Annotated in this window: 25 protein-coding genes and 1 tRNA gene; 11 read left to right on the top strand and 15 right to left on the bottom strand. The window is 51.0% G+C overall.

Going from position 1 to position 23,829, the window contains the following annotated elements:
- Positions 1 to 457 precede the first annotated feature (457 nt).
- Both LKK83_RS11960 and LKK83_RS11955 read left to right on the top strand, forming a co-directional pair.
- Positions 458 to 607 (top strand): hypothetical protein, encoded by a 150-nt coding sequence (locus LKK83_RS11960; protein WP_324631357.1) that lies wholly within the window; start codon positions 458 to 460, stop codon positions 605 to 607.
- A 47-nt stretch (positions 608 to 654) separates the two neighbouring features.
- Positions 655 to 1,554, top strand: a complete 900-nt coding sequence (locus LKK83_RS11955) for an alpha/beta fold hydrolase (RefSeq protein ID WP_324631356.1) — start codon at positions 655 to 657, stop codon at positions 1,552 to 1,554.
- Between the two features lie 28 nt (positions 1,555 to 1,582).
- Here the strand turns inward: LKK83_RS11955 and LKK83_RS11950 are convergent, their stop codons facing one another.
- Positions 1,583 to 1,912, bottom strand: a complete 330-nt coding sequence (locus LKK83_RS11950; RefSeq protein ID WP_324631354.1) for a (2Fe-2S) ferredoxin domain-containing protein — start codon at positions 1,910 to 1,912, stop codon at positions 1,583 to 1,585.
- 323 nt (positions 1,913 to 2,235) lie between these two features.
- Here LKK83_RS11950 and LKK83_RS11945 point away from each other — a divergent pair, with 323 nt between their 5' ends.
- Together LKK83_RS11945 and nblB are read left to right on the top strand one after the other, a co-directional pair.
- The gene (locus LKK83_RS11945) at positions 2,236 to 2,697 is read left to right on the top strand and encodes a CBS domain-containing protein (protein WP_324631358.1); all 462 of its coding nucleotides are present in this window, start codon (positions 2,236 to 2,238) and stop codon (positions 2,695 to 2,697) included.
- Positions 2,698 to 2,809: 112 nt separating this feature from the next.
- The gene (gene nblB, locus LKK83_RS11940) at positions 2,810 to 3,478 is read left to right on the top strand and encodes a phycobilisome degradation protein NblB (protein WP_324631353.1); all 669 of its coding nucleotides are present in this window, start codon (positions 2,810 to 2,812) and stop codon (positions 3,476 to 3,478) included.
- 45 nt (positions 3,479 to 3,523) lie between these two features.
- Here the strand turns inward: nblB and LKK83_RS11935 are convergent, their stop codons facing one another.
- Positions 3,524 to 4,579, bottom strand: coding sequence for a GGDEF domain-containing response regulator (locus LKK83_RS11935; RefSeq protein WP_324631352.1), 1,056 nt, complete (start codon positions 4,577 to 4,579; stop codon positions 3,524 to 3,526).
- 168 nt (positions 4,580 to 4,747) lie between these two features.
- On the opposite strand from LKK83_RS11935, the gene LKK83_RS11930 reads away from it, so the two are divergent.
- Entirely contained in the window at positions 4,748 to 4,885 is a 138-nt protein-coding gene (locus tag LKK83_RS11930; protein ID WP_324631351.1) for a hypothetical protein, read from the top strand.
- Between the two features lie 716 nt (positions 4,886 to 5,601).
- On the opposite strand, the gene LKK83_RS11925 is transcribed toward LKK83_RS11930, so the two are convergent.
- From LKK83_RS11925 to speA, 9 genes are all read right to left on the bottom strand, one after another.
- Positions 5,602 to 6,360: an ABC transporter ATP-binding protein gene (locus LKK83_RS11925; RefSeq protein ID WP_324631350.1), complete on the bottom strand. Its 759-nt coding sequence runs from the start codon at positions 6,358 to 6,360 to the stop codon at positions 5,602 to 5,604.
- Positions 6,361 to 6,466: 106 nt separating this feature from the next.
- Entirely contained in the window at positions 6,467 to 7,684 is a 1,218-nt protein-coding gene (locus tag LKK83_RS11920) for an ABC transporter permease (RefSeq protein ID WP_324631349.1), read from the bottom strand.
- Between the two features lie 226 nt (positions 7,685 to 7,910).
- Positions 7,911 to 8,939 carry a WD40 repeat domain-containing protein gene (locus LKK83_RS11915; RefSeq protein WP_324631348.1) on the bottom strand — a complete coding sequence of 343 codons (1,029 nt, stop codon included), beginning with the start codon at positions 8,937 to 8,939 and terminating at the stop codon, positions 7,911 to 7,913.
- Positions 8,940 to 9,445: 506 nt separating this feature from the next.
- Positions 9,446 to 10,663, bottom strand: a complete 1,218-nt coding sequence (locus tag LKK83_RS11910) for an ABC transporter permease (protein ID WP_324631347.1) — start codon at positions 10,661 to 10,663, stop codon at positions 9,446 to 9,448.
- 529 nt (positions 10,664 to 11,192) lie between these two features.
- Complete coding sequence (locus LKK83_RS11905) at positions 11,193 to 12,158, bottom strand: glutathione S-transferase family protein (protein WP_324631346.1); 966 nt, start codon at positions 12,156 to 12,158, stop codon at positions 11,193 to 11,195.
- A 423-nt stretch (positions 12,159 to 12,581) separates the two neighbouring features.
- On the bottom strand, positions 12,582 to 12,809 hold the full coding sequence (locus tag LKK83_RS11900; RefSeq protein WP_324631345.1) for a hypothetical protein: 228 nt from the start codon (positions 12,807 to 12,809) through the stop codon (positions 12,582 to 12,584).
- A 497-nt stretch (positions 12,810 to 13,306) separates the two neighbouring features.
- Positions 13,307 to 13,379: transfer RNA gene (locus tag LKK83_RS11895), tRNA-Ala, on the bottom strand.
- A gap of 110 nt (positions 13,380 to 13,489) precedes the next feature.
- Positions 13,490 to 14,212 carry an HAD family hydrolase gene (locus tag LKK83_RS11890; RefSeq protein ID WP_324631344.1) on the bottom strand — a complete coding sequence of 241 codons (723 nt, stop codon included), beginning with the start codon at positions 14,210 to 14,212 and terminating at the stop codon, positions 13,490 to 13,492.
- A gap of 114 nt (positions 14,213 to 14,326) precedes the next feature.
- On the bottom strand, positions 14,327 to 16,324 hold the full coding sequence (gene speA / locus LKK83_RS11885; RefSeq protein ID WP_324631343.1) for a biosynthetic arginine decarboxylase: 1,998 nt from the start codon (positions 16,322 to 16,324) through the stop codon (positions 14,327 to 14,329).
- Between the two features lie 281 nt (positions 16,325 to 16,605).
- Between speA and ndk the strand changes: the two genes are divergently transcribed.
- Entirely contained in the window at positions 16,606 to 17,055 is a 450-nt protein-coding gene (ndk, locus tag LKK83_RS11880; RefSeq protein WP_324631342.1) for a nucleoside-diphosphate kinase, read from the top strand.
- Positions 17,056 to 17,150: 95 nt separating this feature from the next.
- On the opposite strand, the gene LKK83_RS11875 is transcribed toward ndk, so the two are convergent.
- A complete protein-coding gene (locus LKK83_RS11875) occupies positions 17,151 to 17,879 on the bottom strand; it encodes a TerC family protein (protein WP_324631341.1) in 729 nt (242 codons plus the stop codon).
- 475 nt (positions 17,880 to 18,354) lie between these two features.
- Between LKK83_RS11875 and psaM the strand changes: the two genes are divergently transcribed.
- The gene (psaM, locus tag LKK83_RS11870; protein WP_324631340.1) at positions 18,355 to 18,450 is read left to right on the top strand and encodes a photosystem I reaction center subunit XII; all 96 of its coding nucleotides are present in this window, start codon (positions 18,355 to 18,357) and stop codon (positions 18,448 to 18,450) included.
- Between the two features lie 527 nt (positions 18,451 to 18,977).
- A complete protein-coding gene (locus LKK83_RS11865; RefSeq protein WP_324631339.1) occupies positions 18,978 to 19,406 on the top strand; it encodes a hypothetical protein in 429 nt (142 codons plus the stop codon).
- A gap of 198 nt (positions 19,407 to 19,604) precedes the next feature.
- On the opposite strand, the gene LKK83_RS11860 is transcribed toward LKK83_RS11865, so the two are convergent.
- The 3 genes from LKK83_RS11860 to LKK83_RS11850 all read right to left on the bottom strand — a co-directional run bounded on the left by LKK83_RS11860 (position 19,605) and on the right by LKK83_RS11850 (position 22,028).
- Positions 19,605 to 20,360, bottom strand: a complete 756-nt coding sequence (locus tag LKK83_RS11860; protein ID WP_324631338.1) for a tetratricopeptide repeat protein — start codon at positions 20,358 to 20,360, stop codon at positions 19,605 to 19,607.
- Between the two features lie 230 nt (positions 20,361 to 20,590).
- On the bottom strand, positions 20,591 to 21,829 hold the full coding sequence (gene ctpA, locus LKK83_RS11855) for a carboxyl-terminal processing protease CtpA (protein ID WP_324631337.1): 1,239 nt from the start codon (positions 21,827 to 21,829) through the stop codon (positions 20,591 to 20,593).
- A gap of 76 nt (positions 21,830 to 21,905) precedes the next feature.
- The gene (locus tag LKK83_RS11850; RefSeq protein ID WP_324631335.1) at positions 21,906 to 22,028 is read right to left on the bottom strand and encodes a hypothetical protein; all 123 of its coding nucleotides are present in this window, start codon (positions 22,026 to 22,028) and stop codon (positions 21,906 to 21,908) included.
- Between the two features lie 261 nt (positions 22,029 to 22,289).
- On the opposite strand from LKK83_RS11850, the gene LKK83_RS11845 reads away from it, so the two are divergent.
- From LKK83_RS11845 to petD, 3 genes are all read left to right on the top strand, one after another.
- Positions 22,290 to 22,439 (top strand): hypothetical protein, encoded by a 150-nt coding sequence (locus tag LKK83_RS11845; protein WP_324631334.1) that lies wholly within the window; start codon positions 22,290 to 22,292, stop codon positions 22,437 to 22,439.
- A 21-nt stretch (positions 22,440 to 22,460) separates the two neighbouring features.
- Complete coding sequence (gene petB, locus LKK83_RS11840; RefSeq protein ID WP_324631332.1) at positions 22,461 to 23,129, top strand: cytochrome b6; 669 nt, start codon at positions 22,461 to 22,463, stop codon at positions 23,127 to 23,129.
- Positions 23,130 to 23,231: 102 nt separating this feature from the next.
- The gene (gene petD / locus LKK83_RS11835) at positions 23,232 to 23,714 is read left to right on the top strand and encodes a cytochrome b6-f complex subunit IV (RefSeq protein WP_324631331.1); all 483 of its coding nucleotides are present in this window, start codon (positions 23,232 to 23,234) and stop codon (positions 23,712 to 23,714) included.
- Positions 23,715 to 23,829: the final 115 nt, after the last annotated feature.

The following is a 23,829-nucleotide window of genomic DNA, read 5'->3' as shown; positions in this document are numbered from 1 at the left end:
GTCAAGGCCCTTTTGGAACCTTACCCTGCCCACGTTTCGGAGATTTTCCTTGACTTTTGGCAGGAACGAATCGCACCATTTCACTTTTATTGTACCGAATTCAACCAAAAAAGCCAGAGTCGGGGGATGAGAAACGGGTAACTGAGGCAAAAAAAGCGAGGGTTAACCGGGAGTGAATGTCAGGGGATCGCCGCCAGGATTCGGTAAGGGAATTCGGGGAGGCGGCTTGCACTCAAACAGCCGCCTAGCGGTCTGGGGGCGGTCGATCCAGGGATTGGTGTTTGACCGGAGCGCGCAGGAAAGTGCGCCCCTACGCAGCGCACCACTCAATAAAATAATAATCTTTTTATATTTGAGTGCAACACCTGGGTAATTTTTCGGGGTGACGATTCTGAGGCGTGGCCATTGCTACCCGTATGGGGCGGGGAGTCTTGCCCGCTGTGCGCCCGCAACGGAGATGAAACCCCGATTCCGCGCCGCCGTGGAGGATTTTTCCAGGGGCGCGATCCCCGACCCGGAAATCCCAGTTACCCATCGATCCCCACCGGAGGTGGCGGTGGGGATCGCCGATCGCGCCAGATTGGATTTGGTTTTGTGCGGCAGTTAGCTTAAAATTAAGATACAAAACGATACAAAACTTAGTATTTTTTAATCATGCAAACAGTCCCCGCGATCGAAACCGCACCGATCCCCGGTGCATACTGGCAGTGGCGAGACCAGTCCATTTACTATGTCCGCGCTGGTGCAGCAAACCCCCAGCGCCCCCCGTTGTTGCTGATTCATGGGTTCGGTGCATCCACGGATCACTGGCGCAAAAATATCGCCGAAGTGCAAAATCACTTTCAGGTGTGGGCGATCGACTTACTGGGATTCGGTCGTTCCGCCAAACCCAACTGGCAATACAGCGGCGATTTGTGGCGGGATCAGCTACATGAATTCATCCAAGAAAAAATCGGTGCCCCGGCGGTATTGGTAGGAAATTCCTTGGGGGGCTATGCGGCCCTGTGCGTGGCGGCGCAACGCCCCGAATCCGCTGCAGGTGTGGTGTTGCTCAACAGTGCCGGTCCGTTTAGCGAAGTCGAACCCCTTCCCGAACCGCCGCCGATGCAAAAGCTGATTCGCACTACCACGCGATCGCTCTTTCGTCAAGCGTGGGTCAGTTTACTCTTATTCCAGTGGACCCGGCGTCGCGCCACGATTCGCAAAACCTTGCTGAAAGTCTATCTGGATAAAACCGCCGTCACCGATCGCCTGGTAGAGGAAATCTATCGCCCCTCCTGCGATCGCGGTGCAGCTCAAGTATTTGCCTCCATTTTCCAAACGCCACCGGGCGAAAAAGTCGATCGCTTGCTCGCACAGATGACCTGCCCCTTGTTAACCCTGTGGGGAGAAGGGGATCCCTGGATGAACGTGAAAGACCGCAGCCAGAAATTTCGCCAATCCTATCCCCAGTTAACCGAATATTTTCTCAATGCAGGCCATTGTCCCCACGATGAAATCCCCGATCGCGTCAACCACCTGATTCAAACTTGGATGGATGCGGCATTCGGCTAAAGGTTCACTGCGGCAAAATCCTCTGGGATTAATAATAAAATCGCATGTGAATTCTGGGGTTGAGCAGATCCTCGATCGGCTCCCCCTTTTCTAAATGTTGTTTGACAATCGCCCGCACGTCACTGGGTTTGATCCGGTAATACCAGATATTGTCCGGATTCACCTTCACCGTAGGACCACAGCTACACTGTCCCAAGCATCCGCTGCCCGTCACCGACACACCCGGAGGGAGTTTGGCCTCTTGAAAGGCTTTCAGAACTTCCGCTGAACCGTTGCGCTGACAAGAGTCATGTTGACAAACGGAAATATATCGCTCCTCTGGAGTGGAGGGTTGTCGATCGCGATCGCTCGGTGTCATAAGCAGGGCCATTTGACATAAATCTTTACAATATCATTCTAACCGCAACCGCAGGAGTTCTCGGGTCACACAGGCCCGATCGGCAGGTGAAATTTGGGCGATCCCATCGACTTTTGCGATCGAATCTGAGAAAATTTTCACAGATCCACTCGATCCAAACTCGCAACTTGCGGGATCGCAAAACCGGAACCCCTAGCGATCGCGGCTGGACGAACTCGCCCACATCGAGCCATCGCAATCGCGATCGCCCCGAATCAATCCAAGGGTCTGAAACCACCAAAACCGTCCAACGCGATAAATCCGAAGGAAAAAAATCGGTAAAGATGCCTAAAACTGTTGCTGAAGTTATGACCCACGATCCAATCGTGGTAAATCCAGATACACCTTTAGAAGAAGCCATTAAAATTTTGGCCGAACGGCGCATCAGCGGTCTTCCCGTGGTAGATAGCGCCGGAAAACTGGTGGGAATCCTCTCCGAAGGAGACTTGATGTGGCGCGAAAGTGGCGTCACGCCACCACCGTACATTATGGTTCTCGATAGCGTGATTTATTTAGAAAATCCCGCCCGCTACCAGCGAGAATTGCACAAAGCCTTGGGGCAAACTGTGGGAGAAGTAATGAGCGATCGCCCGCAGAGCATTAAACCCGAAAAGTCCTTACAAGATGCGGCAAAATTGATGCACGATAAGGGAGTTCACCGCTTGCCCGTAGTGGATGACACCGGCAAAGTGACTGGGGTGCTGACCCGTGGGGATGTGATTCGCGCAATGGCAAAAGGCGAATAGAGATCCGGGGCGATCGCTTCGTGGGTTAACGATGGCGAAACGGGCGTTAACCCCTGGAGAACCAGAATTGAGGGAGACAGAATCAATCGATAAGAAATTAAAGATATAGAAAATGAGCATTACTCCAGAGTCGGTGAGGGAACTGCTGCAATCGGACAACATGGGCGATCGCATTCGCGGGGTGAATCAACTGCGCCAACTCGATGAAGCAGTAGCCTTTGAAATTCTCCAACCCGCGATCGCAGACAGCAGTTCGAGGGTGCGCTATGCCGCAGTCAGCCAAATGGCCTCTTTAGGGCATCAAGACCGCGAGGCTTCATTGCAAATCCTGCGCGATCGGCTATTCAACGATTCCGAAATAGACGTCCAAGCTGCCGCCGCTGACGCCCTCGGTGCCCTACAGCTCACCGAAGCGTTTGAAGAATTAGAGCAAGTGTATCGCAATACCTCCGAATGGCTGCTCAAATTCAGCATTGTGGCGGCTTTAGGCACCATGAACGACCCCCGCTGCTTTCCCCTGCTAGAAGATGCGCTAGACTCCTCGGAAGAATTGGTGAAAACCGCTGCAATCAGTTCCTTGGGAGAACTCGGCGATCGGCGGGCGATTCCCTTGCTGCTGCCCTATGCCCAAAATTCCGATTGGCAGATCCGTCATCGAGTCGCCCAAGCGTTCGGGTATCTCGGAGGGACAGAGGTGCTTGCAACCTTAGAAGAACTGGCCCAAGATGATGTGGAACCCGTAGCGCAAACCGCGATCGCCGGTTTAGCCGCCGTTCGCTAACCTCGGTGAGGGGTGGGCGCTGCCCACCCGGTTCTCTAGCCGAAATTAATACGGATGGAGAAAAATTTTTAAAATCAAGCGATCGCGCCCGGATTCTTTCGCCTGATAAAGCGCCTTATCTGCTATGGAAAGCAGCTCTTTTGGCGAACTATCCCGACTCGGAACAGTGGTGGTGACTCCCAAACTCAGCGTCACGAATCCGCTGACTGTAGAACTCGGATGTACCAAGCGCAAACTCCCAATCTCCTGGCGGATTTTTTGGGCAATTTGCACGGCCCCCACTGCATCCGTATTGGGCAGCAGCACCACAAATTCTTCTCCACCGTAACGCGCCACGAGATCGCTCGGACGCTCCACTGCACGCCGGATCGCCTCCGCTACCTGCTGCAAGCATCGGTCTCCGGCTAAATGGCCGCAAGAATCATTGTAGAGTTTGAAAAAATCTACATCACACAAGATTAACGACAAAGACGCAGGATGGTGCAATCCCTGGGGTTCCCCCGTGACCTCTGTAGCAGAGGTGGCTTCCCGCATCAGTCGCCGCCACTCTTGCTCAAAGGCTCGATCGAAGCAACGGCGATTCGCCACCCGGGTCAAACCATCGAGAAATGCAAGGCGATGCAATTCTTGATTTGCCGCTTGCAGTTGTCGATAAAGCTCGGCTTGTTCCAGCAAACGCTTGACTCGCTGGCGCAGAACTGCCCAGTGGATGGGCTTGGTTACGTAATCCACTGCCCCCACCTCAAAGGCTCGATTCACCGATTGATTGTCTTCCAAACTGGTAATCATCAACACCGGGGTGTTTGAGGTGAAACGGTTGTCTCCGGAGAAACCATCCCCGGACAACCTTTGCAACTGGGTACAGCAGGTAAATCCATCCATCACGGGCATGATGGCATCGAGCAGCACGATATCGGGATTTAAGCGAATGTAGGCGTCTAATCCCTGCTGACCGTTTTCCGCCTCTGCTACCCGGTAGCCTTCTTTTTCCATCGCTTGTCGCAGTAGATCGCGCATAAAGCGATCGTCATCCACGACTAAGATTAACGGAGGTTCCGGTGCGGATGAATTGGAACTCGCGCCAGTCAAAGCATTCTCCATTCGCCTTAGATTGTGTTGTCTCGAGAACCCCGAAAATGGTTGTCTCCTCTGGTTCTTTAACAATTGCATTTTATTCAGTGAACTCCCTCACGATCACTATGAATCATCTCCGCTAATAGATCGACGATCGCAGTAGGCTCAAACCGTGATAATTCCAGCATTCCAGCCGTGACCCCCGTCACAAATTTTGTGGAACACCTCCATCTGTCGCTCGATACCCTCGCCAGAATCCCCTCTCCTGCTAACCACCGCACCGGGAAACCCAAGCAACGGTTTCAGCCTCAAGAAAGCGCGGTTAACGGTTAAGTTTTACATTCACAACTCAGCCCGCAGGAAGACCCGGATCGGATAGGGTTTTGACCGAGTTTGGATGGCTATTTCCCGCAAGGGATGACGAGAGAAAGGTGTGAATAAAGAATTTCTTTTAAAAATACCCTCTCATTTGCAAAGTTTGTGCGCGAATAGATAGAAGAGAAAAAGAGTATTTTTTTGTCAATTTAAATCGGCTCAACCTTCTTAAATTGGCTCAACCTTTCCAACCGATTGTCCCGGATTCCCACTACCTGACCCTTTTCTGGCGTCGATTTGAGCGCGTCCCATTTGCCCTTTAGAATGGCGGTAAGTAACGTCCTGGCCTGATTGTGGTTCTGACTGGGGAAGCATAATTCTCTCGGTAAAGCTATTTTACCTTACCGTTGCCCATAGCACCACGGGCCTCCATTGCCTGAGGGAAGAAAAAACTGCGGCGATCGCGATCGCCGCTCTTGACAAACCGGACAACCTATGGTAATAATTTCCCTCAGCACCCTTCTCTCTTCTCCCGCTCGGAGAGGGAATTTTCTCATTTAGAATATAATACTTTTAGGTCGATTTTATATTAAGTGAATTAAATTGTCGCACTTTCTTAAAATTTCCCCGCCAACTCTGGCGCAAAGATTGCCGAATCACCCTTGCAACCCCTCGATGATATTGAGTTGATTTCCCCCCCCCGAAAGTTGAATCGAAAATTACCCCGTTATGGATTAAAATACTCCCTCATGTAAATCTGCTGGAGTCAAATGGGAGTTCAGAACTTTTCCATCGCGAAACATGACAATGCGTTTGGTGCAACGGGCGACTTCCGGTTCGTGAGTGACCATCACAATTGTCATGCCACTTTCATTTAGTTCTGAAAAAATATCGATGACTTCTTGGGTGGTTTTGGTGTCCAATGCGCCGGTGGGTTCGTCGGCGAGGAGTAACACGGGACGATTGACAATGGCGCGGGCGATCGCCACCCGTTGCTGTTGTCCCCCAGACATCTGAGTGGGTTTATTATTCACCCGATCGCTCAACCCCACGCGAGTCAGCGCTTCCTCCGCGCGATCGCGACGTTCTCCAGAATTAATCCCCGCATAAACCATCGGCAACATCACATTTTCCAATGCGGTTAGTTGCGGCAGCAAATGATATTGTTGAAACACAAATCCCAATTTCCGATTGCGAATTGCCGCTAACTCCGCTTCTCCCATTTCCGTGACATCCACCCCATCCAAATAATATAACCCACTGGAAGGTCGATCCAAACAACCGATGATATTCATCGCCGTGGATTTCCCCGAACCTGACGCCCCCATAATCGAGCAATATTCCCCTTCGCGAATCTCAAACGTGACGCCATTCAATGCCCGAACTTCCGTATTTCCAGACCCATAAATTTTATAGATTTCTTCAAACTGAACGATAATCGGTTGGTTCTCCGCATCATCATTGACCGAGTTGAGATAAGTTTCTGTATTCATGGTTGAAATCGTTAGGGTTTCCGTGCTATAATGAACAATTATCCAACAATCAAAGTAGCAAAATCCCGGGAATAGATCCGAGTTTACCCGATGGATTTTGAATCGTTTATTCGCTGCGTAATGCCACAATCGGATCGAGTTGGGCGGCGCGTTTGGCGGGAACTACACCGAAAAACAAACCGATACCGCCAGAGACTCCAGTTGCGAGGGCGATCGCCACACCAGAAACCCCCGCTTCAAACGGCGTGAATTGAGCGATCGCCAAAATCGTCCCCACGCCGATACCGGTTCCGATCGCGCCGCCTGCGACTGACAGAATCACTGCCTCAATAATAAACTGAATTAAAATATCCTGCTGGGAGGCCCCGATCGCCTTTCGCAACCCAATTTCTTGGGTTCGTTCGGTCACCGATACCAACATAATATTCATAATCCCAATCCCGCCAACCACTAAAGAAATACTCGCCACCGCCGCCAGCAACACCGTCAGCGCCCCAGTAATCGCCCCCAAGGTACTCATCAAATCTTTCTGACTGCGGACGTAAAAATCATCTTCATCCGTAATTTTATGCCGCAAGCGGAGCAAATTTTCAATCTGAAATTGCGCGATCGCCATTTTATCTTCCCTGTCCACCGCCACAAAAATAAACGACACTGGCAGACCATAAGGGGAACGACGTCCGGCAATTTGATTGGCCATTGTGGTAATCGGAACCAACGCGGTTTCATCGTAGTTCGTCCCGAACGATGAACCTTTCGGTTTCATTACCCCAATCACCTCTAAACTGACATTTTTAATCCGCACTTTTTCGCCAATCGGATTGGCATCGCCAAACAGCGCCTCTGCCAAATCCGCACCCAGAGCAACCACTTGGTTGCTGCGTTGGATATCTAATTCGGTCAAAAATCGGCCTTTTGCTACTTCAAAATTCCGCACGAACAAAAAATCGGGAGTGGTGCCGAAAATTAACGCCGAAAAGTTTTTGTTGCCATAGCGAACCAATTCGCTACCATTGAGTTCGGCAGAGACACCTTCTACGTCAGGAACTTGCGTGGCGATCGCTTTGGCATCCGCTAGCACCAAGGTTTGTGGTATTCCTCCCGGGACTCCGCGCGTCTCTTGACTTCCGGGGGCAATAAATAGCACGTTCGTTCCCAGGGACTCGATTTGTCCGCTAATAAAATTCTGCGCCCCCTCTCCCACGCCAATAGTGGCAATCACCGCCGCATTCCCAATGATAATGCCGAACATCGTTAGACTACTTCGCAGTTTATTCGCCACCAATGTTTTGGTGGCCATTTTGATACTTTCAATAAAATCCATTGCGCTGTTGGTAAATGCTTGAGGGTGAATTCGTTCTCAGCGCAAGCTGAGAACGCCGGTTCGGAAGAACTGCCGCATCACATCCGCGATCGCTTGCCGAACAGACAAACAGCTTTCCAGACGCGATGGGAAAATTAGGCTGTTTGAGCGGTGGTTTTTGATGGCATTCGGAGGGATGTGGTTCTCCCGACTTCTATTGTTATGTTTTCTCGGTTAAACTGCAACATTAAGGATAAGCGCGCCAAAGTTTGATGGTGTTATCCCCACTCCCACTGGCGAGGGTGTTGCCATCGGGACTGAAGGCAACTGCCCTCACTTTGCCATCGTGTTCGGTGAAAACGGTTTGCAAGGAACCATTTTCCACATTCCACAAGCGCAGGGTTTTGTCGGCGCTACCGCTGGCGAGGGTTTTGCCATCGGGACTGAAGGCAACGGATAATACCCAGTCCCGATGTCCGGTGAGGGTGCTGAGAAGTTCTTGAGTTTCCACATCCCAGAGTTTAATGGTGCGATCGGCACTGGCAGAGGCGAGGATTTTGCCATCGGGACTAAAAGCAAGGGAGGTGACTGGCCCGGCATGGCCCTCTATCTTCTCTTTGCGTCGTCCCCGGGGAAGACGCCACAAGCGAATCGTGTTGTCATAACCGCCACTGGCAAGGGTTTGGCCATCGGGACTCATGGCGATCGCCCACACGAAGCTAGAATGCCACTTCAGGGTGCGCTCTTCTTCTATGGTGTTCACATCCCACAGTTTAATCGTTTTGTCGGCACTGCCAGAGGCTAAAATTTGCCCATCTGGGGTAAAGGTAACCGATCGCACGGCAAAGGTATGTCCCCAGCGCGTTCCGGTCAGTTGCCCGTCGGTCACATCCCACAGCTTGACGGTGCGATCGTTACTGGCACTAGCTAAAATCAAGCCATCGGGACTGAAACTCAGGGAATTGATATCGTCGGAATGTCCCGTCAAGGTGGCGATCGCTTCCCCGGTTTTCCAGTTCCACAGGTTAATCGTTGTGTCGCGACTCCCAGAAGCGAGAATCTCTCCATCGGGACTAAATGCCAACGACCCTACCCAGCTTTCGTGTCCCAGTAGGGTTTTGTCTAAAATAAAGGTTTCGGTGGGTTCGGATGTCTCGCCCGCCGGTTCTCGCGGCAGGATTTGCGAACTCGCAAATCGCACCGGGGGGGACACCCACAGGGCTACGCTCAAACCCAGTAAGCTAGATGACAATAACCAGCGCCAAGATACTCTCATGTTTGGATTTCCTATTTCGGATAAGCATCGATCCCAATCGAGGATACCTCTCAAGCTCTTCACAAGTTCCTCAGTTTTTTCTTTATTCGTGGATTTATTGTAGGGCAAATTGATGGTTTTCCTGCAAGATGAAGCTGAGAGAGTCCTTTTGGCATCGGACGATGCCTCGGGGATTTCTAGCTCAAAGACGCTCCCTGAATCTATCTGTTTCACATGAACCGCAACCTTTTCCCTGCTGTTTCCGGCTGCCTTTTTTCCAGTATGGGGAAGGAAGTAAAATCAATGATTTTCGGAAATTAACTCGGCGGTGCAAATTGGCTCTGATGGATTGCGTTAATTTTAGGGTTGCCGCGTTCCCACTTTTCCAGGTAACGCGGGAAAGAAAGGCATTTTACCCCTTTTCAATGAATGGATATAGATTGGGCAGCGGCTATAGAAAAAATTAGCTATCTCGGGGTTTAATGCATTCTAAAACGGCAACTTGTGGGGACGGAAAGACCCGCAAGTTAAGCACTTCTCAGGGCCACAATCGGATCGAGTTGGGCGGCGCGTTTGGCAGGAACCACGCCAAACACTAATCCGATCGCACCGGAAACGCCAGTCGCTACGGCAATTGCTATGGGCGAAATTCCTGCTTTTAATGGGGTTAAGGCACCGATGGTGGCAATTCCGCTTACCCCAATTATGGTGCCGATTAATCCTCCCGCTACGGATAAAATTACCGCTTCGATGGTAAACTGAATTAAAATGTCTTGGGGGGCGGCACCGATCGCTTTTCGCAATCCAATTTCTTGGGTGCGTTCGGTCACCGATACCAGCATGATATTCATAATTCCAATTCCGCCTACAAATAAGGAAATTCCCGCGATCGCCGCTAACATGAATGTCAGCGCCCCCGTAATCGCACCCACAATCTGCAAAATATCCTGCTGCGTATCTACGGTAAAATCATCTTCTCCGGTAATTTGGTGCCGCAGGCGCAATAGGTTGGTAATCTGAAACTTAGCGGCGGCAATGCTTTGCTCGTCTTTAGCAGAAATCGAGATAAATGTCAAGTCTAAGCCATAAGGCGAAGTGCGCCCGGTGACGCGGTTGACCATTGTGGTAATGGGGACGAACACTTGGTCATCTTGATTGGTTCCCAGAAACGACCCTTTCGGTTCCATCACCCCCACCACTTGAAAGCTCATCCCTTTGACGCGAATTTGCTCGCCGATCGCGGTTTTATTGCCAAACAGGCGTTCCGCTACTTCCGATCCGAGGATAACCACTTGGTTGTTGCGTTCCACGTCGAGGTTAGTGAGAAAGCGTCCTTTATCCACGCTAAAGCGGCGCACTTCCGCAAAGTCTGGCGTGGTTCCCACCACCAAAGTTTGAATGTTTTTGTTGCCATAAGTCACCGCTTGGCGGTTTTGACGCTGAGGTGCAACTGCACTCACGGAAGGCACTTGAGTGGCGATCGCCTCTGCATCTGCAAACACCAGGGTTTTGGGAATGTCGAATGTGGTGTTTTGGGTTTCTCGAGACCCGGGAACCACAAACAGGGTATTCGGTCCGAGAGACTCAAACTGTTCCGATGCCAATTTTTGGGCACCTTGTCCCACCCCCACCATCAAAATCACCGAGGCATTGCCAATAATAATCCCCAGCATCGTAAGGCTACTGCGAAGCTTGTTCGCCACCAGGGTGGTTCCCGCCATTTTAACACTTTCGAGGACATCCATCGTTGTTGTTCCTCATGCAAAGTCTGGTTGAAGAAAAAATTTATAATTTTCTTAAAGTTTTTCACCGACAACGCTTTCGCGTCGGAGAAACAGAATTATCGGCGATCGCGGCGGCTATTCAAACACCCCCGTGGTTTCTCCCGCCACTCACCGTTGCTTTGAGACCGAGCATCGTTTCCCCCTGTTGTTGTTATCCAACGCCACGTTGCGCGAAGCAATGTCTAGTCACTTGGCTTATTTTCTATTGTACCTTTTTTTTCCCGGTTTTGCCACAGCAGTGGCCACGATGATTCTGCCATATAGTTGCAATTTTTGCCCCTGCTATCCACCGGATTTCGGAGGCGTAAATTGCCATTCCGCTTCGGGGAAAAAAGAGGAAGAGTAGATTTTGCAGGGAAAGTATAAAATTCCCCTCCCTTAAACCTAACCTTATATTATTTTAAATATAAAATCGGCAATTTGTCTTCATTGAGTATAAAATTCAGAGGTGGCAGCAACAGGGCGCGTCCCCCAATTGCTGCCTTTAAATTTACCTGAATTTATCGCGATCGTGCGGTTCGTCGAAATTAATTATCGGTCCGAGGGGGACAATTTTCGTGGGGTTAACTTTCGGATGACTTTGATAGTAATGGTCTTTAATATGATCCATGCGGCAAGTTTCTTTAAATGCCGGCTGCTGATAAAGGTCTTTGAGGTAATTCCACAGATTCGGATAGTCTACCAGGCGGCGCAGGTTGCATTTGAAGTGAACGTAATACACTGCATCGAAACGGAATAAGGTGGTGAACATGCAAATATCCGCTTCCGTGAGGCGATCGCCGCACAGATAGCGCTGTTTTCCGAGAATCGCTTCCCAGCGATCGAGGGCATCAAACAAGTCGTTTACCCCTTCTTCATATGCCGATTGAGTGGTGGCGAATCCCGCGCGATAAACGCCATTATTAATCGGCTGATAAATCGCGTCAATCGTTTCTTCTACAGAGGATTGCAAGTCTTCGGGATAGAAACTGACATTATTTTTTGCAATTCCGGCAAATTCGGTATCGAACATCCGAATAATTTCCCGGGACTCGTTATTGACAATTTGCTTGGTTTGTTTATCCCATAAAACCGGAACCGTGACTCGTCCGCTGTAATCCGATTGCGCTTTGAGATACAGTTGCCATAAATAATCGCAGCCATTCTGCGAATCGGGAATTGTGCCGGGATAGTCAGAAAATTCCCAGCTATTTTGGTCGATAATTGGAGAGACGACCGACAGTGCGATCGCCTCTTCTAACCCTTTGAGTTTTCGCATGATGAGGGTGCGATGCGCCCAAGGGCAAGCGAAAGAAACGTAAAGATGGTAACGTCCAGCGGTGGCGGGATAGCCACTAGAACCATCGGCGGTAATCCGATCGCGAAATGTGGTGGAAGGGCGAACGAAGCGACCGCGATCGTCTTCTTGTTCCCGTCTCGGAATCCATTTCCCATCAATCAGGATACCCAAACCCATTGGAATTTCCTCCTCGCATAGTTAAAAAGGTGGTGGAACGATGTGGGCGCGCGATCGCGAACACAACCCCAATTTAACTCGCTAACGATGTTCTGGGTATTTGTTGGCCGTGGTTTTGGCATCCGCAAACCCAACGCGATCGCACTCGAGCTATAATTTGCCCGAGAAAGGGGTTGCGATCGGACAAGAGAGAGGAAACTCGCGGGTTATGGAACCAGGGTGCTGCGAGTGGGCGAATCGCAACGCAGCAGAAAACCGCACGACAAAGAGTTATCGGAGCGGGCGTTGGTTGCAAGTTAAGACTTCGCAACCGAGTAGGAATATCTCCCGGGGGGAGATAGGACAAAGGGCGAAGTGGATTTGTTGCTGACAGCTATTGCGAATCGGCATTAACTGGCTGATTGTTTGCCAAAATCCAGACCTTCACCCGATCTCCGTGGCGACTCGCTCTTGGGCGATATCGCGAATCAGGGAAAGTTTCGATCGCAGATATGTATTTAGCATGTTGGCTTCATCGGGATCGATGGCTTGTTCTTTTTTGAACTGCTTGAGCAACCATTGCACCAAGCTGGTATCGTCTAAGGATAACAAAATGTTAACCTGAGTCTTTTCTATCAAAGACCAAAGCTGACGCAGCATTAACGGACTCATACAACCTCCTGCTAGCAAAAACCCAACTCCCATAGAGTATTGGCTGAAGCAGTTTTTGGTTTGGCTACAACCTGGGAGACGGATGGAACCGATCTTTCGGCGTGCTTAATATTTCCTTTATGTTTACACCATACCCCATTTTGGAGCAGTTGGGGAAATACCACATAAGATGCAACATTTATTACCAAATCCTTACATTTAAGGGGTTAGAAGTTTAAGTTTTATTTCTCTTCCAGGGCTTGAAACGCAATTATGACAAACCTTGCGGGGGTGGTTGTATCGAGAAATACAGATTAAGAAATTTTAATCGAGCGGATGAAGGGGGATGAGGGGAGGACAGCAGAAGCGAGACCGTTGCTGTCGCCCAACGGAAGCAGAATCATCGGCGAGGGGCGGAGAATAGGATGCCAGAAATAAAGAAGAGACGCGACGAATCGCGCCTCTGATGGGGGGGGGAATTTCCCCCTGTTGTGATGACTACCCAAAGGTAGCTACAGTGGAGAATAGCGGATTCGAACCGCTGGCCTCTGCGGTGCGATCGCAGCGCTCTACCAACTGAGCTAATTCCCCGCGTACACAAATCATCTTAACACAAACGGTGCCGAATTTGGAACACCTTAAAGACATTTGAAAAACTTATCAGTTTGCCGATTTATTCCCCAACGGCTGCATATACGCTTTTACAAGGGTTCAGGCGATGATTCCCGGTTGGCGTAAAACTGGCGCAAGCGTTCGAGTTCTATATCTCGCAAGTAATCCACCGTCCAGTCCGCCTGACGCTGGAGCATGTGAAAGGGATAAGTATTTGCAATACCCACCACTTGAATGCCGGCAGAGTGGGCCGCTTGAATACCGGCGGGGGTATCTTCGATCGCCAAACATTCAGAAGGATGAAGGTGGAGGTCCGGATAAAGCTGATTGAGGCGTTCCACCGCCAATTGATAGCCATCCGGTGCGGGTTTGCTGGCGATCGCATCATCCCCGGAGACAATCACCGAAAAATTCTCCGCCAGATTGGCGCGATGTAACACCAGTTCCACCTCATCCGCGAGGGCACCGGTGACCACCGCCAATTTGAGCTGAGCACCGCGCAGTTTAAAAATTAAATCCTCCAGACCCACAAACAGAGGCAACTTGTCCAACGTCGCCAATTCTTGCCGATACGCTTGCGCCTTGCGGGCGATCAGGGTGGCCAGATCCGACTCGCCCAGGATTCGACCCCGATTGGCGAACAATTCCGAGATACAGGCGCGATCGCTTCTTCCCAGACAAACCGCGCGGAACTCCCCCAATTTCGGGCGCAAATTTTCCGAAATCAGCAACTCGCCAATCAACTTCTCGTGAATTGGCTCATCATTGACAATCGTGCCATTGAAATCGAATAAAACTGCCTTGAGAGTCATAAAACACCCTTTGCGATCGCAATTAAGCGCGCCATTAAGAAGCGGTCAATGCATCAGAGGTTAGAAACCCAGTTTCTAACCCCCTACCGAACCGAAGCTCGAGTGAATCGCCAATCAACGACTTAAATAAGTGTAACCGCTGAGACTCTGCTCGTAATTTTGCAACAGGCGCTGAGACTCCTCAAGGGTAATCCGTCCATCTTGCAAAGCGCCTTCCGTTTGCTTGCGAATGCTTTCGACTAAATCTTCCGCATCATACTGAACGTAGCCGAGCACCTCAGTCATCGTATCGCCTTTCACCACATGCTCGATTTGATAGCCCTTTGGCGACATCTTGATATGGACCGCATTGGTATCGCCAAACAAATTATGCAGATTGCCCATAATTTCCTGATAAGCACCGCCGAGGAACATGCCCAGATAGTAGGGTTCCGTCGGTTTCAGCGGGTGTAATTCCAGCAGATCCTTCACATCGAGCAAGTCGATAAACTGGTGAATTTTGCCATCACTGTCGCAGGTGAGGTCAGCCAGAGTTGCCCGTTGGGTCGGTTCTTCATCCAGGCGGTGAATCGGCATAATCGGGAACAGTTGGTCGATCGCCCAGCTATCCGGTGCAGATTGGAAGACCGACAGATTGATGTAATAAATCGACGCCATAATTTTGTGCAGCTCTTCCAAATCGTCCGGAACGTACTCCTGCTGACGAACGATTTGTTGAATTTTGCCACAACAGGCCCAGTAAAGCTGTTCCGCGCGGGAGCGATCGCGCAAGCTCAAATAGCCGAAATTGAACAAACTAATCGCTTCATCCTTAAACTGGATTGCGTCGTGGTATGCCTCCTGGTAATTATCCACCCGAATCGAGTGGTAAGTCTCGTAGAGATTTCGCAAAATCAGATGCTCTTTGTTCGCGGCGGGCGGTGGGAGAGCGGTGGTGACGTCGCTGGTACCGAGTACGTCAAAGATTAACACCGACTGATGAGAGGCGATCGCTCGTCCGCTTTCGCTGATTAACGTCGGCGCATGCACCTGAGCTTCTTCGCAAGCTTCCTTCACCTCAGCCACAATGTCATTGGCATAGTTTTGCATGTTGTAGTTTTTAGAGGCGTGGAAATTAGTTTTCGAGCCATCGTAGTCCACCGCCAAACCGCCGCCTACATCTAAATACTGCATATTCGCGCCCAACTTTGCCAACTCCACGTAAATCTGGCTTGCTTCGCGGATGGCATCTTTAATCGCGCTAATCGCAGAAATTTGAGAGCCGATATGGAAGTGCAATAATTGCAGGGACGAGAGCAAGTCAGCTTCTTGCAGGCGATCGACCGCTTGGACGATTTCCGGTACCGTCAGACCGAACTTCGCCCGATCGCCGCTAGATCCGCCCCAGCGACCGATTCCCTTGCTGGTGAGCTTTGCTCGCACCCCCAACAGCGGTTGAATGCCCAAATTGCGCGATGCCGCGATCGCGATATCCACTTCTTCCAACTGTTCGAGGACGATAATCGGTCTTTGACCCACCCGCTGCGCCAGCATCGCAGTTTCGATATATTCCTGGTCTTTGTAACCATTGCAGATGAGTAACGCTCCCGGGGTGGTTAAGCTGGCTAAGGCAATTAGCAACTCTGGTTTAGAACCCGCTTCCAAGCCAAATTTATGGGGTTGTCCGAAGCGGACTAAATCTGCGATCAGGTGTTTTTGCTGGTTGCACTTCACCGGGAACACGCCGCGATAGACGCCGGGATATTTGTAGCGGGCGATCGCTTTGGAAAAGCAAGCGTTCAACCGTTCGATGCGGTCTTGTAAAATATCGGAAAAGCGGATCAGCAATGGCAAACCGAGATTGCGCTTTCGCAGGGCTTGCACCAATTCGAACAAATCCAGAGAACCGCCGCGATCGCCTTTGGGCGAAACGGTGACATGTCCGGCGGCGTTAATTGAGAAATAAGGCTCCCCCCAGCCATTGATGCGATACAGTTCTTCGCTCTGTTCGATGGTCCAGGATTGGCGATCGCCGAGGGAACCATTTTCCTGAGCCGATGGGGTGTCGCCTTCTTGGGCCTCGATGGTAAATCGTTTAATGTCTATATCCTCAGTGGTTGAATCCAAACCCATCCTCCGATTTTCCCTCCTAATTTTTACTTATCGAGTAGAGAGTTTAGCGTATTCGTTCCGGGAATCGCTGTTATCCCCTTTACGCTGTAGCTTCCGGGGAGTTGGTCTGTTGTACGGTGAAAGGGTTGGGTTGTCCGCAAGGGATTTTCATCCGCTACAGGCGATCGATAATTCCTGCTTATTTTGTTGCACTGCACTCCCCTCCCGAACTGATGTGCATCCGCATCGCGTCTCAAGGTAAAGTTAAGGATGGATTTTCGACAATGTTCTAGGAGATAGGTTTGGAACGGACATTTATCGCAATCAAGCCCGATGGCGTGCAACGCGGACTGGTGGGGGAGATTATCCGTCGTTTTGAGGCGAAAGGCTTTCTCCTGGTAGGGATGAAGCTGACCCAAGTGAGCCGCGAACAAGCGGAAAAACACTATGACGTTCACCGCGAGAGACCTTTTTTTGAGAGTCTGGTGAATTTTATTACCTCCGGTCCGGTGGTGGCGATGGTTTGGGAAGGTAAAGGAGTGGTCGCTTCTGCCCGAAAACTGATCGGTGCCACCAATCCGCTGACGTCGGAACCGGGCACGATTCGCGGCGATTTTGGCGTGGATGTGGGTCGCAATTTGATTCACGGTTCTGACGCGATCGAAACCGCCGAACGGGAAATTAACCTGTGGTTTAGCCAAGAGGAACTGACCACCTGGGAATCTTCTGTCTCTTCCTGGCTTTACGAGTAGTTTACCGCGCCGGTTTTTTCCGGGTCGGCGTCAGCATGGAGGGGGGCGGGGAAAAAGCCCCTCTCCTTCTATATGCGGGGAATGGCGATCGCTGCTTAAGCTTCTGAGTCCGAGGCGTCTGGTATCTCGCCGGTGGGGTTGCTTTCTCTTTGGGGATTGTGTTCGGAAAACCCCCAGATGAAGAGGACGGCGACGATGGAAATCAGCAACCATTCCGGGGGGACGATTTCTGGATCGATGACCCGCAGCAGGAGGCGAAGTCCCACGAATCCAACGGTGAGGTAGCCGGCATCTTCTAAATGCACGTATTCATCCAGCCAGCGGATGAATAATCCAGCCATAAACCGCAGGGTGATAATGCCAATGGTGGCTCCAGTCAGCACGAGCCAGGTTTCCTCGGAAACGGCGATCGCGGTGGTGACGCTATCTAAGGAAAAAGCCAGATCGGTCATGGCAATCATCGGAATGGCTTGCCACAAGGAGTTAAAGCGCGGACCGTGATGTTCTCCGTCGTCTCCTTGGTCTGAGGTGAAGTATTTGAAGACCAGCCAGAGCAGGTAAAGCGCTCCCACAAGCTCGAACTGCCAAAACTGGATCACCCAGGTGGCGGTTAAGATTAAGGTCATCCGCAGGACGAAGGCTGCGATTAATCCAATGTTGAGCGCTTGACGCTGAACTTTGCGATCGCTCAACCCTTGGGCGATCGAAGCCAAGGCGATCGCGTTGTCTGCTGAGAGTACCGACTCTAAGGCGACTAACACTAGCAGAAGGAAACCGGCTTCTAAGCCGATATTGGGATAAAAGTCTAAAAATCGATCTAGCATTAATGAAATTTTTATTTTTGATAGCTCTCAAGGATGGACTACCCGGAAATCCGGCGATCGGGTTTCCAGATGTTTGCCGCTCTTAACTCAGCTTACCGTTCTATCGGACTTTTCTGTAGTGCGCGATCCCGTCCCTGTGGTGGGTCGCGCGGCGCGGTTTTCCGCCGATCTAGCACCACATGCTCGCGATCGCCGCTCCACCCTGTGGTTTTCCGCCCCCTCGCCTCGCGCTTTCTTCCGGTGTGGGCGATCGCGAGCGAATTTTTATGCGGATGCGCCCCATTGCGGGATGAACCTTCCTAATTCTGGCTGTGGTGCGCTAAAAAAGAAGCAAAACCATTTCCGCTTCCGGAAATATCCCCCAGTAGGGGTGACAATCACCGGTTTTTGTTGCATCTTGTAACAAGTTGTTCCATAAAGGCACAATATAACCGACAGTAGTAAATGAATACTCAATTATCAGGAGGTTTAAATTATGGGAATCTCTGAAACGCAAGTGCTGGTTGCCTTGGTTATCGCACTGCTTCCGGGAATCTTAGCTTTCCGTCTCGCAACTGAGCTGTACAAGTAAAGTTGTAGAAGACTCTCTGGCGGGTTGCTCTTGGCAAGCGTGGAGCCATTCTCGGTTCCCCCAAGCGCAACCTTGCCGCAAATCGAGACAAAGCAACCAGCTTGGAGGTTTTTTCTCAGCACCTTGCGGGCTTTTCCAAGGGGGGCTATCCCCCCGATCGCAGGTCCTTCACCCACCTCGGCTATCCGCAAAGGCTGAAGTGCCGTTATCTGGGATGGATTGCCCCTCCCAGGTTCTATGGGTCATTCACATGTCGAGACGCTTCTCGGCGTCTCTCCCGGGGTAAGGCACTGCTACCTGGAAAGCACCGATCGATAATATTGGCAAGCGCAAAATTAACCCGCGAAATCGCTCTAGAAATCGCAGATCGGTTTTTTGTGGGTTTTTAGGCTAACGCCAGTTACAAACCCAGCCCCTTCCCGGGGACGGCGAGTTGAGCCGCACTCGCGGCGATCGAGCTTGCCGAAATGTCGTTTTTCCTCCCCGATCGCATCTCGACGGGGTGTCCTTGCCTACCGGAGATTTCAATGAATGCACTTCAACAACCTACCCCCCATCTAACACCAGTAGAACCACACAGAAGGCGAATTCGGAAGCGATCGCCTCAGCAACAACAGCGCCATCACCCGCATCGGGGTCTCGCGGTGGAAACCACTGCTAAATTAGCGGTTAATCTGGTTATTTCTGTGGTGGCTGTTTCGGCTTTAGCTAAATTATTACCTTATCAAACTTTGCAGCAACAAAAACTGCAAGAAATTCGGGCAGAAGTCGAACATACTGAAGCGCGGGTCTCCCGCCTGCAAGAAGAACTCGAGCTTCTGTTGGCTCCCGAACAAACTTTCCAGATGATGGATCGCTACAGCTATCGGGTCGATCCGAATAAAATTTCGATCGTGATTACTCCCCCCAAGGAGGAAACTGAGCCTCGCAGTTCGGACCGCGATCGCCCGCGTTAACTATCTCGCGGATCGATCCCCAAACGGATTCTTAGCATTTAGCTGGCCTTTTGCGCCAGTTATGCTATAATATTTTTCTATTTTGAATACTCATTCCCTGTTCTGAAGCCGAACAGGGGGTCAGATGAACCGCAATGGTGGTGACGATTGACGCGGAAAATGCGGTTCGAGAAAAGCTGAGTCCAGGTTGAATGGAGCTTAGGCATGGAAATCGCTTTGGCGAGGAGAGAGGAGTTGTTCCTGCCAGGTTTCCACTCGCGATCGCAAGCGGGAAGCCGCATCTTTGCACTCATCGGCTTTGCCCTCTGCGAGCAGTTGTAGCGCCCGTCGATAGTCGGCGATCGCGGCGTTCCATTCTCCCATTACATGATAGGTTCGTCCGCGTTCGGCGTAAATATGCCCTTCCAGTTGCGCCATTCCCAAGGCAATGTCAAAATTCTCTAGGGCTAAGGGATAAATCTCTAAATCGCGTAAGGTAATTCCTTGATTAATTAATGCCCGCACGTTAAACGGATTGAGGTCGATCGCCATTTCGTAATCGAGCATGGCTTCTACTAATAACCCTTGGGCGGCATGACTGTTGCCGCGATTATTGTAAGCTTGAGCCAGTTGTGGATTCAGTTCGATCGCGCAGTTGTAATCGGCGATCGCGCTTTCAATATTGCCGCTGTAAAAATACATTAATCCACGGTTATTATAATCGATAGCGGTACCGCCATCAACGGCGATCGCTTGGCAGAGCAGTTCGATGGCGCGGGTGTAATTTCGCGATCGGGCTGCCTCGGTTGCTTGCTGTCGCATCATTTGGGCGGACTGGGTGCGAGGTTCCACTGCAAGGCGATCGCGCTTGCGGCCCTGGGACACCGATGCAGATCCGCTGTTTTGAGTCCGAAATGACCGGGAAATTTGCTTGCCATTCGGACGGAATTGTTGGGGAAAAAAGCCTGCATTCATAGCGTTTTGAGAATCCTAAATAACCCACCACCCTCACCTTATCCAGGGACTCTCAACCACTAGGAATGCCGATGTGTCACTTTAAAATCTGGATCGAGTGCTTAAAAAGGCTGAAAATGCCGATCGCGCCGCACTCTCGATCCGAAAGGAGTTCGCCTCGAGTTGGATTGTGGGTTCAGCCCCCATCAATGGGGGCTGAACCCGAAGGCTTTTACCAAACCCCTGGTGGTTTACCCAGCATCGGCTAAAACTGCCGGCTGGCTGAGTAGTTCTAATGCGGCTTGATATTGGCGATCGGCGATCGTGGCCAACTCTTTGCGGCTAATGGAGTCTAACGGCACCACTTTGTCGGGGACAATCCCGTTTTTATTAATGTCGCGGTGATTGGGTGTCTCGTATTTCGCAACCGTTACCGCCAACCCCGATCCGTCGGATAAATCAAATAAGGACTGGATTAAGCCTTTGCCAAAGGTGGTTTCTCCCACCAGTAAGGCGCGTCCGTTATCCTGTAGAGCACCTGCGAGAATTTCGCTGGCGCTGGCGGTACCGCGATCGACTAAGACCACTAACGGATCGTCGGTGAGGGCTTCTCCAGTGGCGTCAAAGCTGCCGAGAATGCCTTGTCGATTGACGGTATAAACGATCGCTCCTTCATTTAACCACAGACGCGCCACTTCGATGCCGGCTTGCAGCAGTCCACCCGGATTGCTGCGAAGATCGAGAATGTAGCGGTCTGCCCCTTGTGCCTCGAAGTCGTTTACCGCTTGGGCAATTTCTGCGGTGGCGTTGGCATTAAATTGACTCAGGCGAATGTATCCGACTTTTACACCGTCTGGGGTGGTTTGCAATTGGGCAACCACTGGGTTTAAGGCGATGCGTTCGCGCTTGATGTTAATGTTTTCGATCGCCTCGCTTTCGTAGCGTTGCACTTTCAGGGTGACAGAGGTGCCCACCTCTCCGCGCATTCTCGCCGCCGCATCGTCTAAGCTGAGTCCCACGGTGGACAAGCCATCGATTTCCAGGATGCGATCGCGCGGTTGCAAGCCGGCTGCATCGGCGGGCGACCCGTCAATGGGCGCAACTACGGCGATCGTGTCGGTTTGTTCGTCTAAGGCTATTTGCACTCCCACCCCGGTCAATTCTCCCGAGGTGTTCACTTGCAAGCTGCGATACCGATCCGGGGTTAACAATCGCGTGAAGGGATCGTCGAGACTCGCGAGCATATTTCGGATCTCTTCGTAGGTTTCCTCGCGATTTTTTAGGGGCTTCTTCAGCGCCCTTTGCCGGACAAACCACCAGTTTTGATGATTGAAGGTTTCGTCTAAATAAGCGTAGTTGACGATCCGCCACGCTTGGGAGAATAACTGCTGCTCCTGGGTTAGCGCTTGTACCGGTGGGGTCCACCAGCACCATCCCAGCGCCAGTTGTACCACGAACAACAGCCCAACCCAAAACACTCGTTTTGCCATGATACCTGCATTTCAATTTTAATCAGCGCCGATCTCAACGGGAATAATTACTAATATCTGGTAAATTTACCTTATCTTAACTGATGTTGCGATCGCTCCGGATCCCCGGTACCCCCCTACCATCCCTCATGGCGTTCGCTTCAATGGCGCGATCGCAGCTAACCCAAGAACCGCGCTTGAGCCAGCCTTTGCCTTTCATAACATTTGCTTTGCATATTTTAGCAGCAATTTCGTAAACCCCGCGCGCGCTCCGAGCAACCCCAGTCATGCCTACAGAAAAGGTCACGCGAAAAGCGGTAAATTGCCTCTAGACCGGGAGTTAATGCCGCATACTATGAAATCTGGGTTGAATCGAGAAAGGTTAATTTATCGAAAATATTCCCAGAGGATTTTATCATAAAACTATGCAATTTAAACGTGGTTTGTTTGAGAGAGAGTCACCCCGGCGCGTGGGTTGGGGATGAGTCCCCCTTTGCGGAGTGCCGGCGATCGCGGCGCGACGAAGGCGATTCAGGAGAAACGCGGCATGAGGATGGAGTGGGGAAACGAGATGGTGAGTTTTATGAAAATGCGGTTTAAAATATGTTACATTTTGGAACAACGGCATTAATTTTTTCGGAACGCTTGCTGCATGTTTTCCAAAGAAGTTACGAACTCCAAAGCCTACCAGTGGTTTGAAGAACGCCTAGAAGTACAGGCGCTCGCTGACGACATTACCAGCAAGTACGTCCCTCCCCACGTCAATATCTTCTATTGCCTGGGTGGGATTACCCTAACTTGCTTCCTAATCCAGTTTGCGACTGGATTTGCGATGACCTTCTACTATCGGCCCACCGTCACCGAAGCCTTCTCCTCGGTGCAATATATTATGACCGAGGTCAACTTCGGGTGGCTGATTCGCTCCATCCACCGCTGGTCGGCCAGCATGATGGTGCTGATGATGATTTTGCACGTTTTCCGGGTTTACCTGACCGGCGGTTTCAAGAAACCCCGGGAACTGACCTGGGTAACGGGTGTAATTTTGGCGGTGATTACCGTCTCCTTCGGCGTAACCGGCTACTCCCTGCCTTGGGACCAAGTGGGTTACTGGGCCGTTAAAATCGTGTCTGGCGTTCCCGAAGCCATTCCCGTGGTGGGAACTTTGATTGTGGAACTGATCCGGGGTGGTGCCAGTGTGGGTCAAGGGACCCTCAGCCGCTTTTATAGCCTGCACACCTTCGTATTGCCTTGGTTAATTGCGGTGTTCATGCTGCTGCATTTCTTGATGATCCGCAAGCAAGGCATTTCCGGTCCATTGTAAAGCTTTGAAAACACAGCGAGACGCGATCGCGAATCTCGCTGTATCCTTTGAGAAACTTCAGCAATACCCTGCTGACCTTAAGAAAGGAGAGAAATCTTAACGATGGCTATTGAAAAGAAACCGGATCTGAGCGATCCAATGTTACGCGCCAAATTGGCCAAGGGGATGGGTCACAACTACTATGGCGAACCCGCTTGGCCAAACGATCTGCTTTACGTGTTCCCCGTGGTAATTTTGGGAACCATTGCCCTCTGCGTCGGATTAGCGGTGCTGGATCCGGCAATGGTGGGAGAACCCTCGGATCCCTTTGCTACCCCCCTGGAAATTCTGCCAGAGTGGTATTTGTGGCCGGCGTTCCAAATCCTGCGGATCGTGCCGAACAAACTGCTGGGGATTACCTTGATGACCTCGATTCCGTTGGGTCTGATGTTAGTGCCCTTCATCGAGAACGTCAACAAATTCCAAAATCCCTTCCGTCGTCCGATCGCGACCACCGTGTTCATGTTCGGAACCTTAGTCACCCTGTGGTTGGGTATCGGTGCGATTTTACCGATCGACGAATCTCTGACGTTGGGTTTGTTCTAAACTCCACCCCATATCTGAAACCCTAAAGGGTGAAGGATAGATTGATACTCCCCGCGCTGAAGACGCGGGGATTCTTAAGCAGTCCAAAACTGAACTCTTAAAGGCATTATCAAAG

The organism is Phormidium sp. CCY1219 (assembly GCF_035615515.1).
Classification (GTDB): domain Bacteria; phylum Cyanobacteriota; class Cyanobacteriia; order Cyanobacteriales; family Laspinemataceae; genus CCY1219.
Note: the sequence above shows the minus strand (reverse complement) of the source record. Positions and strands in the feature narration are given on the sequence as shown.

What these genes read in the sequence shown, in the direction of transcription:
- LKK83_RS11935 (WP_324631352.1), bottom strand. Translation starts at nt 4,579, where the DNA reads ATGGAGAATGCTTTGACTGGCGCGAGTTCCAATTCATCCGCACCGGAA.
- petB (WP_324631332.1), top strand. Translation starts at nt 22,461, where the DNA reads ATGTTTTCCAAAGAAGTTACGAACTCCAAAGCCTACCAGTGGTTTGAA.
- LKK83_RS11905 (WP_324631346.1), bottom strand. Translation starts at nt 12,158, where the DNA reads ATGGGTTTGGGTATCCTGATTGATGGGAAATGGATTCCGAGACGGGAA.
- LKK83_RS11850 (WP_324631335.1), bottom strand. Translation starts at nt 22,028, where the DNA reads ATGAAAGGCAAAGGCTGGCTCAAGCGCGGTTCTTGGGTTAGCTGCGAT.
- LKK83_RS11900 (WP_324631345.1), bottom strand. Translation starts at nt 12,809, where the DNA reads ATGAGTCCGTTAATGCTGCGTCAGCTTTGGTCTTTGATAGAAAAGACT.
- LKK83_RS11890 (WP_324631344.1), bottom strand. Translation starts at nt 14,212, where the DNA reads ATGACTCTCAAGGCAGTTTTATTCGATTTCAATGGCACGATTGTCAAT.
- LKK83_RS11865 (WP_324631339.1), top strand. Translation starts at nt 18,978, where the DNA reads ATGAATGCACTTCAACAACCTACCCCCCATCTAACACCAGTAGAACCA.
- nblB (WP_324631353.1), top strand. Translation starts at nt 2,810, where the DNA reads ATGAGCATTACTCCAGAGTCGGTGAGGGAACTGCTGCAATCGGACAAC.
- LKK83_RS11915 (WP_324631348.1), bottom strand. Translation starts at nt 8,939, where the DNA reads ATGAGAGTATCTTGGCGCTGGTTATTGTCATCTAGCTTACTGGGTTTG.
- petD (WP_324631331.1), top strand. Translation starts at nt 23,232, where the DNA reads ATGGCTATTGAAAAGAAACCGGATCTGAGCGATCCAATGTTACGCGCC.
- LKK83_RS11925 (WP_324631350.1), bottom strand. Translation starts at nt 6,360, where the DNA reads ATGAATACAGAAACTTATCTCAACTCGGTCAATGATGATGCGGAGAAC.
- LKK83_RS11950 (WP_324631354.1), bottom strand. Translation starts at nt 1,912, where the DNA reads ATGACACCGAGCGATCGCGATCGACAACCCTCCACTCCAGAGGAGCGA.
- psaM (WP_324631340.1), top strand. Translation starts at nt 18,355, where the DNA reads ATGGGAATCTCTGAAACGCAAGTGCTGGTTGCCTTGGTTATCGCACTG.
- LKK83_RS11860 (WP_324631338.1), bottom strand. Translation starts at nt 20,360, where the DNA reads ATGAATGCAGGCTTTTTTCCCCAACAATTCCGTCCGAATGGCAAGCAA.
- LKK83_RS11960 (WP_324631357.1), top strand. Translation starts at nt 458, where the DNA reads ATGAAACCCCGATTCCGCGCCGCCGTGGAGGATTTTTCCAGGGGCGCG.
- LKK83_RS11845 (WP_324631334.1), top strand. Translation starts at nt 22,290, where the DNA reads ATGAGTCCCCCTTTGCGGAGTGCCGGCGATCGCGGCGCGACGAAGGCG.
- LKK83_RS11875 (WP_324631341.1), bottom strand. Translation starts at nt 17,879, where the DNA reads ATGCTAGATCGATTTTTAGACTTTTATCCCAATATCGGCTTAGAAGCC.
- LKK83_RS11945 (WP_324631358.1), top strand. Translation starts at nt 2,236, where the DNA reads ATGCCTAAAACTGTTGCTGAAGTTATGACCCACGATCCAATCGTGGTA.
- speA (WP_324631343.1), bottom strand. Translation starts at nt 16,324, where the DNA reads ATGGGTTTGGATTCAACCACTGAGGATATAGACATTAAACGATTTACC.
- LKK83_RS11920 (WP_324631349.1), bottom strand. Translation starts at nt 7,684, where the DNA reads ATGGATTTTATTGAAAGTATCAAAATGGCCACCAAAACATTGGTGGCG.
- LKK83_RS11955 (WP_324631356.1), top strand. Translation starts at nt 655, where the DNA reads ATGCAAACAGTCCCCGCGATCGAAACCGCACCGATCCCCGGTGCATAC.
- LKK83_RS11910 (WP_324631347.1), bottom strand. Translation starts at nt 10,663, where the DNA reads ATGGATGTCCTCGAAAGTGTTAAAATGGCGGGAACCACCCTGGTGGCG.
- ctpA (WP_324631337.1), bottom strand. Translation starts at nt 21,829, where the DNA reads ATGGCAAAACGAGTGTTTTGGGTTGGGCTGTTGTTCGTGGTACAACTG.